Source organism: Streptomyces sp. NPDC018045, assembly GCF_044327445.1.
Taxonomy (GTDB): domain Bacteria; phylum Actinomycetota; class Actinomycetes; order Streptomycetales; family Streptomycetaceae; genus Streptomyces.
The window spans coordinates 570,015-581,280 of sequence record NZ_JBIRFL010000005.1; the positions used below are offsets into that span (position 1 = coordinate 570,015).

Consider the following 11,266-nt stretch of genomic DNA (forward strand, 5'->3'; position numbering starts at 1 on the left):
CCGTTCCTGTTTACCGTCTTCATCGCTCGCCAAAGCGGGCCCTTCGATCACACGCCGAATCCTGCCGGTGGTCGGAGGTCACTCGACGCGAGAGCGCCGAAGGCAGGAGCGGGGGACCCAAGGTAAGCGCCGGCCCCACCCGCGGAAGCGGGTCCAACCGGCTTGGGGTGAAGCCATGTGTGAAGCACACACGGCCGGGCAACTCACATGGCCCGAACCCGACAGCTCACCTCGCAGGCGTCGGTGAGGAACAACCATGCTGAACTCCAAGGGCAAGCACCGTCGTCCCTCCAAGGCCGTCCGCGTCGCCACGCTGGCGGGCGTCGCCGGTGCCGCGGTGGCCGTCCCGCTGATGGGCGCCACCTCCGCCTCCGCCGCGGGCAACAACTGGGACGCCGTCGCCCAGTGCGAGTCCGGTGGCAACTGGTCGATCAACACGGGTAACGGCTACTACGGTGGCCTGCAGTTCTCGAACTCGAGCTGGGCCGCCGCCGGCGGTACCCAGTACGCCCCGCGCGCCGACCAGGCCAGCAAGAGCCAGCAGATCGCCGCGGCCGAGCGCCTGCTCGCCATCCAGGGCCCGGGCGCCTGGACCTGCGCCGGTGGCCACCTGGGCCAGGGCAACGCGAACGCCAAGGCCGACGGCGGCTCCTCGCAGGGCAGCAGCTCGCACAAGTCCTACAAGTCGCAGCGCTCCTACTCCGCCCCGCAGGAGACCTCGCGGTCCCAGGCCCGCAAGCAGGGCGAGGAGCTGGCCCGCAAGACCCCGGCCCCGGCCCAGAAGTCGACGCCGAAGTCGAACCCCGAGGGCAACTACACCGTCAAGTCCGGTGACACCCTCGCCAAGATCGCCGCTTCCCACGGCAAGAACTGGAAGTCGGTCTACGCGAACAACAAGTCCGTCATCGGCGGCAACCCCAACCTGATCTTCCCGGGCCAGAAGCTGGCCGTCTGAGCCGGCTGACGCCCTGAGGGTCCCCGGGTGACCACGGCGCTCCGTACGTACGGCGGTACGTACGGACCGCCCGGCACCCCCGGGGCCCCTCGACCCGGGAATCCGCTCTTCCCGTGAGACCGCCCCGTCTCGGCGCCTGTCCCCCGCACGCGCCGCGGCGGGGCTTCTCCATTTCCCCCGCAGCCGCCCCGGCCGCCCCGGCCGCCCCGGCCCCCGGAGGCCGCCGTGGCCCCCTCCGCCGGGCCTGCCGCCGGTCCCGCCCCGCCGGTCCCGCCCCGCCGGCCCCGCCCGCCGGGCCCCACCCCGCCCGCCGGGCCCCACCCCGTCCGCCGACTTCCCCCTTCAGCGAACATTGCGGGCATACGTCCCGTGAACAGGGGCTTTGCGGGTGTATTCGGTCCAAGGGCCGGGCTGGCGGCGAGCGGAACCCCCGGAGGCCGTTAGGCTCGTGCTGCAGAACTCCAGTCACCCACGAAGGAGACAACGTGCCGTCCATCGACGTCGTCGTAGCTCGCGAGATTCTCGACTCGCGAGGCAATCCCACGGTCGAGGTCGAGGTCGGCCTCGACGACGGCAGCACCGGCCGTGCCGCCGTCCCGTCCGGCGCCTCGACCGGCGCCTTCGAGGCCATCGAGCTGCGCGACGGTGACCCGGCCCGCTACCTGGGCAAGGGCGTGGAGAAGGCCGTCCTCGCGGTCATCGAGCAGATCGGCCCGGAGCTGGTCGGCTACGACGCCACCGAGCAGCGCCTGATCGACCAGGCGATGTTCGACCTGGACGCCACGGACAACAAGGGCTCGCTCGGCGCCAACGCCATCCTCGGCGTCTCCCTGGCCGTCGCGCACGCCGCCTCCGAGGCCAGCGACCTGCCGCTGTTCCGCTACCTGGGCGGCCCGAACGCCCACGTGCTGCCGGTCCCGATGATGAACATCCTGAACGGCGGCTCGCACGCCGACTCCAACGTGGACATCCAGGAGTTCATGATCGCCCCGATCGGCGCGGAGTCCTTCTCCGAGGCCCTGCGCTGGGGCGCCGAGGTCTACCACACCCTCAAGAAGGTCCTGAAGAACAAGGGCCTGGCCACCGGCCTGGGCGACGAGGGCGGCTTCGCCCCGAACCTCGGCTCCAACCGCGAGGCCCTGGACCTGATCCTCGAAGCGATCAAGGAGGCCGGCTACACCCCCGGCCAGGACATCGCGCTCGCGCTGGACGTCGCCGCCTCCGAGTTCTACAAGGACGGCGTCTACGAGTTCGAGGGCCAGCAGCGCACCGCCGAGCAGATGACCTCGTACTACGAGGAGCTGGTCGCCGCCTACCCGCTGGTCTCCATCGAGGACCCGCTGTTCGAGGACGACTGGGCCGGCTGGAACGGCATCACCGAGCGCCTGGGCGCCAAGGTGCAGCTCGTCGGCGACGACCTGTTCGTCACCAACCCGGAGCGCCTGGCCCGCGGCATCGAGGAGAACTCGGCCAACGCCCTGCTGGTCAAGGTCAACCAGATCGGTTCGCTGACCGAGACCCTGGACGCCGTCGAGCTGGCCCAGCGCAACGGCTTCAAGTGCATGATGTCGCACCGCTCCGGCGAGACCGAGGACGTCACCATCGCCGACCTGGCCGTCGCCACCAACTGCGGTCAGATCAAGACCGGCGCCCCGGCCCGCTCCGAGCGCGTCGCCAAGTACAACCAGCTCCTGCGCATCGAGGAGATCCTCGACGACGCGGCGGTCTACGCGGGCCGCTCCGCCTTCCCGCGCTTCAAGGGCTGATCCCCCCGGGGCCGCGAACGGCCCCGGAAGCCGTGAATACGTACGTCCCCGGCGGCGGTCCCGTACCGTTGCCGGGGACGTACGTGCTGCGGCCCGGCCCGCCCCGGGCCCGGTGACGGAAGGGGAGACGACGTGTCCGCGGAACGGTTCTCCACCGCGACCCGGCTCAAGGCGCTCGGCGAACAGGCCGCCGCCCGCGTCCAGGGCGCCCGCCGGCCCCGGCGGGGCCGGCTGACCGGCCGCGCGGCGCTGCTCGCGCTGGTGATGTGCTCCCTGGTCGTCGCCCTCGCGTACCCCACCCGGCAGTACATCTCGCAGCGCGCCGAGATCGCCGACCAGCGCCGCCAGGCCGAGCGGGCCGGGCTGCGGACCGAGGAGCTGCGCGACGAGAAGGCCCGCTGGCAGGACCCCGAGTACGTACGGCAGCAGGCCCGGCTGCACCTGCACTACGTCATGCCGGGGGAGACCGGCTACATCGTCCGGGACGGCTCCGGCGACGGGAAGCGGCGCACGGGCCAGGGCACCGCGGAGCGCCCTTGGTACGACAACCTCTGGGACGGCCTGGACGCCGCCGACAAGTAGCCTGTCCGGGGCGCGCGCCCGGCCCCGCCCGCCGTACGGCCGGCTCCGTCACCTTCACCACCGCCACGACCCGAAAGCACCCACGTCCGTGTCTGAACACCTCATGCCCCCGCCGCAGACCGAGCGCACCGAGCCCACCGATGCGGACATCGCGGCCTTCAAGGAACAGCTCGGCCGCCCGCCGCGCGGCCTGCGCGCCATCGCGCACCGCTGCCCCTGCGGCCAGCCGGACGTCGTCGAGACGGCCCCGCGCCTGGAGGACGGCACCCCCTTCCCCACGCTGTACTACCTCACCTGCCCGCGCGCGGCCTCCGCGATCGGCACGCTGGAGGCCAACGGCGTGATGAAGGAGATGACCGAGCGGCTGGCCGGCGACCCGGAACTGGCCGCGCAGTACCGGGCCGCCCACGAGGACTACATCCGGCGGCGGGACGCCATCGAGGTGCTCCAGGGCTTCCCGAGCGCGGGCGGCATGCCGGACCGCGTCAAGTGCCTGCACGTCCTGGTCGGCCACTCGCTCGCGGCCGGCCCCGGGGTGAACCCGCTGGGTGACGAGGCGCTCGCGATGCTGCCGGCGTGGTGGCGCAAGGGCCCCTGCGTGAATCCCTGCACCGACACCGACACCGACACCGCCGAGGACGAGGGAGAACGGACCGAATGAAGCGCGTAGCGGCGATCGACTGCGGCACGAACTCCATCCGCCTGCTCGTCGCCGGCCTCGACCCGGCGACCGGCGAGCTGAAGGACCTGGACCGCCGGATGACGATCGTGCGCCTGGGCCAGGGTGTGGACCGTACCGGCCGGCTGGCCCCCGAGGCCCTGGAACGCACCTTCGCGGCCTGCCGCGAGTACGCCGCGATCATCGAGGAGCTGGGCGCGGAGACCGTTCGCTTCGTCGCCACCTCCGCCTCCCGCGACGCCGAGAACCGCGACGACTTCGTACGCGGCGTGGTGGACATCCTGGGTGTCGAGCCCGAGGTGATCACCGGCGACCAGGAGGCGGAGTTCTCCTTCACCGGCGCCACCAGGGAACTCACGGGGCGCTCCGGTCATGCGAAGCCCTATCTGGTCGTCGACATCGGCGGCGGCTCCACCGAGTTCGTCCTCGGTGAGGGCGGCGTGCGCGCCGCCCGCTCCGTGGACATCGGCTGCGTACGGATGACGGAGCGGCACCTCGTACGGGACGGCGAGATCATCGACCCGCCCGGCGCCGAGCAGATCCGCGCCATCGAGGCGGACATCGACCGGGCCCTGGACGAGGCGGCCGCGACCGTGCCCCTCGACGAGACCGCCACTCTCGTCGGCCTGGCCGGCTCGGTGACCACGGTCGCCGCCATCGCCCTGGAGCTGCGCGAGTACGACTCGGCGGCCATCCACCACTCGCGCATCCCGCTGGCGAAGGTCCGCGAGATCACCGAGCGCCTGCTGACCGCCACCCACGAGCAGCGCGCCACGATTCCGGCCATGCACCCGGGCCGGGTGGACGTCATCGGCGCGGGCGCCCTCGTCCTCCGGTCGGTCATGGAGCGGGTGGGCGCGGCGGAGGTCGTCGTCTCCGAACACGACATCCTGGACGGAATCGCCTGGAGCTGCGCGTAACGCTCCGCGGCGCAAGGGCCGGAAGGGTCCCCTCCAAGGGCTCTTGGACCCCGTCGCGAAGAAAGTTCGTGAAACTCTTCACATGAAAAAAGGGCCCGTTGACCGAACAAACCGGTCACCGGGCCCTACTTCTTGGGCCGTAGGCCCCCGAGGTCGCAAAAACGTGCGGTTTCAGCGGTGTTAAAGAGATGCTTACGCGCGGTGTGGTCCACCCGGGTTCAGAGGCGCAATCCCTGATCAACAGGGGTTTCCAACGCTTCGGAGGGTAGCGTGGTTCCCCCTCGGGAGTATGGCGTCGATCACGGAGGCGCGGAGTGTAGCAGATACCCCCCATGACCTTGTGAAGGGGCTCACGAGGGGTGCCCCGAGTGGGGGTGGATACTCGATTACATGAGCACCACGGAGCGTCCCAGGATCCTCGTTGTAGGCGGTGGGTACGTAGGTTTGTACGCGGCACGCCGCATCCTCAAGAAGATGCGGTACGGCGAGGCGACGGTCACGGTCGTCGACCCGCGCTCGTACATGACGTACCAGCCCTTCCTCCCTGAAGCTGCTGCCGGCAGCATCTCTCCCCGCCACGTCGTGGTGCCGCTGCGACGCGTGCTCCCGAAGGCGGAGGTCCTCACCGGCCGCGTCACCACCATCGACCAGGACCGCAAGGTCGCCACGATCTCGCCGCTGGTCGGCGAGGCGTACGAGCTGCCCTTCGACTACCTGGTCATCGCGATGGGCGCGGTCTCCCGCACCTTCCCGATCCCCGGCCTCGCCGAGAACGGCATCGGCATGAAGGGCATCGAGGAGGCCATCGGCCTGCGCAACCACGTCCTGGAGCAGCTCGACAAGGCCGACTCCACGACCGACGAGGAGGTCCGCCGCAAGGCGCTGACCTTCGTCTTCGTCGGCGGCGGCTTCGCCGGCGCGGAGACCGTCGGCGAGGTCGAGGACATGGCCCGCGACGCCGCGAAGTACTACAAGAACGTCAAGCGCGAAGACATGCGCTTCCTGCTGGTCGACGTCGCCGACAAGATCCTCCCCGAGGTCGGCCCCAAGCTCGGCGCCTACGGCAAGGAGCACCTGGAGAGCCGCGGGGTCGAGGTCTACCTCGGCACCAGCACCAAGTCCTGCGTCGACGGCCACGTGGTGCTGAGCAACGACCTGGAGGTCGACTCCAACACCATCGTGTGGACCGCGGGCGTCAAGCCGAACCCGGCGCTGTCGCGCTTCGGCCTCCCGCTGGGCCCGCGCGGCCACGTCGACACCCAGGCCACCCTCCAGGTGCAGGGCACCGACTACATCTGGGCCGCCGGCGACAACGCCCAGGTGCCGGACCTCGTCGGCCGCAAGGCGGGCAACGAGAACGCCTGGTGCCCGCCGAACGCCCAGCACGCGCTGCGCCAGGCCAAGGTCCTCGGCGACAACGTGATCTCCGGTATGCGGGGCTTCCCGCAGAAGGAGTACAGCCACGCCAACAAGGGCGCGGTCGCGGGCCTGGGTCTGCACAAGGGCGTCGCGATGATCGTCCTCGGCAAGACCAAGATCAAGCTGAAGGGCCGGCTGGCCTGGTACATGCACCGCGCGTACCACGGCATGGCGATGCCGACCTTCAACCGCAAGATCCGCGTCTTCGCCGACTGGACCCTCGGCATGTTCCTCAAGCGCGAGATCACCTCGCTCGGCGCCATGGAGAACCCGCGCGAGGAGTTCTACGAGGCCGCCAAGCCGGCCCCGGCGCCCGCCGCCGCGGCCGACGACAAGGCCAAGAGCGCCGACAAGGCCGGGGCCAAGGCCTCCTGACCGCCCGTCGGGAGTGACGTCCGGCCACCACGGACGCCACCCGCACACCACCGCCGAAGGGGCGGCCGCCATCCGTGGTGCGGCCGCTCCTTCGGCGTATTCGTTGTGGCGCCCCGCCCCCGTTTTGCTGTTCCCTTACGAACGAACGGGACTACCGGGCGCCCGGACGGCGTTTACGTGGTGGGTGAAACTTTCTTCACCCTTCTCGTCAACACGGAGGTGTGCGACATGGCCGACGCCGCTGGACGGCTCTCCAAGCTCGCCGAGGAGGTGCTGGGAGCCCCGCTCCCGGTCCGCATCCGCGCGTGGGACCGCAGCGAGTACGGCCCGCCGGGCGCACCCACCCTCGTCATCCGCAACCGCCGCGCCTTGCGCCGCCTCCTGTTCAAACCGGGCGAGTTGGGGCTGGCGCGCGCTTGGGTGGCTGGCGAGATCGAGGTCGAGGGCGATCTGTACGAGGCCCTCGACCTGCTGTCCGGGCTGGTCTGGGAGCGCGGGAACGCGGCCGGCAAGCCACAGCGCGCCGCCGTCCTGCGCGCCCTGGCCAAGCCGGAGATCCGCGCCGCCGCCCGCGACCTGCTGGCCCTGGCCGGGGCCCCGATCCCGCCCAGGCCGCCCGCCGAGGAGGCCCCCAAGAGCCACGGCCCGCTGCACACGCTGCGCCGTGACAAGGAGGCCATCAGCCACCACTACGACGTCGGCAACGACTTCTACGAGCTGGTGCTCGGCCCGTCCATGGTCTACTCCTGCGCCTACTGGGAGAGCCCGGACGCCACCCTGGAGGACGCCCAGCGCGACAAGCTCGACCTGATCTGCCGCAAGCTGGGCCTCAAGGAAGGCGAGCGGCTGCTCGACGTCGGCTGCGGCTGGGGCTCGATGGCCCTGCACGCCGCCCGTGAGTACGGCGTACGGGTCGTCGGCATCACCCTCTCCGAGGAGCAGGCCACCTACGGACGCAAGCGCGTCGCCGAGGCGGGCCTCGCCGACCGCGTCGAGATCCGCGTCCAGGACTACCGCGAGGTGCACGACGAGCCGTTCGACGCGATCTCCTCGATCGGCATGGCCGAGCACGTCGGCCGCGCCCGCTACGCCGAGTACGCCGCCGACCTGTACGCCCTCCTCAAGCCCGGCGGGCGGCTGCTCAACCACCAGATCGCCCGCCGCCCGCTGGCGGACGAGGACGCCTACCACGTCGACGAGTTCATCGACCGGTACGTCTTCCCGGACGGCGAGCTGGCCCCGGTCGGCCGCACCGTCGGGCAACTGGAGGACGCCGGGTTCGAGGTGCGGGACGTGGAGGCCATCCGCGAGCACTACGCGCTGACGCTGCGCGCCTGGGTGGCCAACCTGGAGGCGCACTGGCAGCAGGCGGTGCGGCTGACGACGCCGGGCCGGGCCCGGGTCTGGCGGCTGTACATGGCGGCCTCCGCGCTGTCCTTCGAGCAGAACCGGATCGGGGTCAACCAGGTGCTGGCGGTCCGCACCCCGGACTCCGGCGCCTCCGGACTGCCGCTGCGCAGCCGCGACTGGCGCGGCTGACCGCCGTACGGCACGAGACGGCCCCGGTGCCCGGACCGCGCGGACCGGGCACCGGGGCCGTGCCGTACCGGCGCCGCTACTCGGCCTTGATCGCCTCCAGCATGTTCAGCTTCGCGGCCCGGCGGGCCGGCCACAGCGCGGCCAGCATGCCGACCACCGCGGCGAGCGCCAGGAAGATGCCCATCCGGCCCCACGGGAGCACCAGCTCGTACGTGGACATCGAACTGCCGATCAGCTCACCGGCCGCCCAGCCGAAGAAGACGCCCAGGCCGATGCCGAGGACCCCGCCGAACAGCGCGATCACCAGCGACTCCAGCCGCACCATCCGCTTGATGCCGGCCCGGTCCAGGCCGATCGCCCGCAGCATGCCGATCTCCTGCGACCGTTCGAAGACCGACATGGCCAGGGTGTTGACCACCCCGAGCACCGCGACGACGACGGCCATGGCGAGCAGCCCGTAGAGCATGTTCAGCATCAGGCCGACCATCCGGGCGATGCCTTCGGACACGTCCTTCTTGTCCTGGACGGCGATCGCCGGGTTCTTGCCGAGGGCCTCGACCAGGGAGTCCTTGGTGGCCTCGGTCGCGCCACCCGTCGTCTTGACCATCACCTGCATGTCGGTGGGTTTCTTCTGGTGCGGGGCCAGCACGGAGGTGTCGAGCATGATGCCCCGGAGCATGTCGTTGCCCTCGTAGACACCGGAGACGGTGAGCCGGTCCTTCCTGCCGTCCTCGAACGTCACCGCGAAGGACGAGCCGACCTGCCAGCCGTGCCGCTCGGCCGTGCCGCTGTCGACGACCGCGCGGTTCGCCTTCGGCGTGCCGAGGCCGTCGAAGGAGCCCGCGGTGAACCTCAGGTTGGTCAGCTCGCCGATCGCCGTGCCGTCGACGCCGGTCAGGTACTCCCGCTCGCCGCCGATCCGGGCGGGAGCGTTGCGCAGCGGGCTGGAAGCGGTGACCCGCGGGTCGGCCGCCAGCGTCTTCGCCACGTCGGGGGAGAGCGGGCCCAGGCCGGCCATGCTGACGACGTAGTCCGCCTTCAGGGCGTCGGTCGCCATCTTGTCGACGCCCTTCTGGACACTGCCCGCGATCACGGTCAGGCCGGTGACCAGGGTGAGTCCGATCATCAGGGCGGAGGCCGTGGCAGCCGTACGGCGCGGGTTGCGCACCGCGTTCTGCCGGGCCAGCTTGCCCGAGATGCCGAAGGCGCGCAGGACGGGCGCGGTGGCCGCGACCAGCGGGCGGGACAGCAGCGGCGTCAGCACGAAGACGCCGATCAAAAGCAGCCCGGCGCCCAGCGCCAGCAGCGCCTTGCCGTCGGAGCCGATGGCGGTGGCGCCCAGGACGCAGGCGATGCCGGCGGCGGCCAGGACCGCTCCGATGGCGTTGCGCACCACCAGGGACTTCGTGGTCGCCGCCGCGTGCACGCTGTTCATCGCGGCGACCGGCGGGATCTTCGCGGCACGGCGGCCCGGCAGCCAGGCGGCGAACACCGTCACCACGACGCCGACCAGCAGCGAGGCGATCACGGTCGTGGGGGAGACGACCAGCGGGCCGTCCGGGACGGTGCCGAGGGCGCCGGTCAGCGCGCGCAGTCCGGCGCCGATGCCGATGCCGGCCAGCAGGCCGGTGACGGCGGCGACCGCGCCGACCACGAACGCCTCGATGAGCACCGAGCGGGTGACCTGGCGGCGACTGGCGCCGACCGCGCGCATCAGCGCCAGTTCCTTGGTGCGCTGGGCGACCAGCATGGTGAAGGTGTTGGCGATGATGAAGATGCCGACGAAGAGCGCGATACCGGCGAAGACCAGCAGGCCGGTCTTCATGAGGTCCATGCTCCTGGCGATCGCCTCGGCCTGGTCGTCGGCGAGCTTCTTGCCGGTGACGGCCTCCGCGGAGTCGGGCAGGACCTTGTCGACCGCGGCCTTCAGCGCCTCCTGGGACGTGCCGGGGGCGGCCTGGACGTCGATCTCGCTGAATCCGCCGGGCGTGGCGAACAGCTTCTGCGCCGTGGCGGTGTCGAACAGCGCGAGGCTGCCGCCCGCGGCGACCGCGCCGTCGTCGGTGGTGAAGATGCCGGAGACCTTCGCCTCGCGGACCGGGCCGTCCACGGACAGCCGTACGGTGTCGCCGACGCGGTAGCCGGTCGTGCGGGCGGTACCGGAGTCCAGGGCGACCTCGTGCTCGCCCGTGGGCGCGGTGCCGGAGGTCATCGGGAAGCGGTCGTCCTTGCCGTCCGCTCCGGGGTAGTAATTGCGGCCCCGGGAGCTGGAGCCGTTGCCGGCGAGCTTGCCGTCCTTGTCGGCGATGGCGGTGAATCCGTCGACGGTGCCGGTGACCGAGGCCGCGCCGGGCACCCGGCCGGCCTTTTCGAGCAGGGCCCGGCTCAGCTCGGGGGCGGCGCCGGGCCGGGCGCCGGGCGCGTCGGAGCGGTGTGGCTGGATGGCCACGTCGACGCCGGCGTAGCCCTTCTGGGAGCTTTTCTGCTGGGCGTCGGAGAGGGTGGAGGTGAAGACCAGGGTGCCGGAGACGAAGGCCACGCCGAGCATGACGGCGAGGACGGTCATCAGCAGCCGGGCCTTGTGCGCGAGCACGTTGCGCAAGGCGGTACGGAACATTCTCAGTCCTGTGGGAGGGGGGAGCGGTGCGGTGGCTGCCGGTGCCGGTCAGCTCACCCGGCCCCGGGCGTCGAAGCCCTTCATGCGCTCCAGCACCCGGTCGGCGGTCGGGTCGGCCATGTCGTCGACGATGCGGCCGTCGGCGAGGAAGATCACCCGGTCCGCGTAGGCGGCGGCGACCGGGTCGTGGGTGACCATGACGACGGTCTGGCCCAGTTCCCGTACGGAGTTGCGCAGGAAGCCGAGCACCTCGGCGCCGGAGCGGGAGTCGAGGTTGCCGGTGGGCTCGTCGGCGAAGATGATCTCGGGCCGGGAGGCGAGCGCGCGGGCCACCGCGACGCGCTGCTGCTGGCCGCCGGAGAGCTGGCTGGGGCGGTGCTTGAGGCGCCCGGACAGGCCGACCGTCTCCACGAC

General features: G+C 71.5%; 9 protein-coding genes and 1 riboswitch. Of the genes, 7 read left to right on the forward strand and 2 right to left on the reverse strand.

Annotation, left to right across the window (positions count from 1 at the left end):
* Window positions 1-42 precede the first annotated feature (42 nt).
* Window positions 43-255, forward strand: a riboswitch (cyclic di-AMP (ydaO/yuaA leader).
* Window position 256: 1 nt separating this feature from the next.
* The 7 genes from ACH4EB_RS16215 (at window position 257) to ACH4EB_RS16245 (ending at window position 8,235) form a co-directional block, all read left to right on the forward strand.
* Complete coding sequence (locus ACH4EB_RS16215) at window positions 257-955, forward strand: transglycosylase family protein (protein WP_398348091.1); 699 nt, start codon at window positions 257-259, stop codon at window positions 953-955.
* Between the two features lie 485 nt (window positions 956-1,440).
* Complete coding sequence (gene eno, locus ACH4EB_RS16220; RefSeq protein ID WP_398348092.1) at window positions 1,441-2,721, forward strand: phosphopyruvate hydratase; 1,281 nt, start codon at window positions 1,441-1,443, stop codon at window positions 2,719-2,721.
* A gap of 132 nt (window positions 2,722-2,853) precedes the next feature.
* A complete protein-coding gene (locus ACH4EB_RS16225; RefSeq protein ID WP_398348094.1) occupies window positions 2,854-3,303 on the forward strand; it encodes a septum formation initiator family protein in 450 nt (149 codons plus the stop codon).
* A gap of 103 nt (window positions 3,304-3,406) precedes the next feature.
* Complete coding sequence (locus ACH4EB_RS16230) at window positions 3,407-3,964, forward strand: DUF501 domain-containing protein (RefSeq protein WP_398348141.1); 558 nt, start codon at window positions 3,407-3,409, stop codon at window positions 3,962-3,964.
* Window positions 3,961-4,902: an exopolyphosphatase gene (locus ACH4EB_RS16235; protein ID WP_398348096.1), complete on the forward strand. Its 942-nt coding sequence runs from the start codon at window positions 3,961-3,963 to the stop codon at window positions 4,900-4,902. The genes ACH4EB_RS16230 and ACH4EB_RS16235 overlap by 4 nt, the downstream gene beginning before the upstream one ends.
* Before the next feature lie 390 nt (window positions 4,903-5,292).
* A complete protein-coding gene (locus tag ACH4EB_RS16240; protein WP_398348097.1) occupies window positions 5,293-6,696 on the forward strand; it encodes an NAD(P)/FAD-dependent oxidoreductase in 1,404 nt (467 codons plus the stop codon).
* A 228-nt stretch (window positions 6,697-6,924) separates the two neighbouring features.
* On the forward strand, window positions 6,925-8,235 hold the full coding sequence (locus ACH4EB_RS16245) for a class I SAM-dependent methyltransferase (RefSeq protein ID WP_398348142.1): 1,311 nt from the start codon (window positions 6,925-6,927) through the stop codon (window positions 8,233-8,235).
* Between the two features lie 76 nt (window positions 8,236-8,311).
* On the opposite strand, the gene ACH4EB_RS16250 is transcribed toward ACH4EB_RS16245, so the two are convergent.
* Complete coding sequence (locus ACH4EB_RS16250; protein WP_398348098.1) at window positions 8,312-10,852, reverse strand: ABC transporter permease; 2,541 nt, start codon at window positions 10,850-10,852, stop codon at window positions 8,312-8,314.
* Window positions 10,853-10,900: 48 nt separating this feature from the next.
* Window positions 10,901-11,266: ABC transporter ATP-binding protein (locus ACH4EB_RS16255; protein ID WP_398348099.1), on the reverse strand; the 366-nt coding region annotated here is incomplete at its 5' end.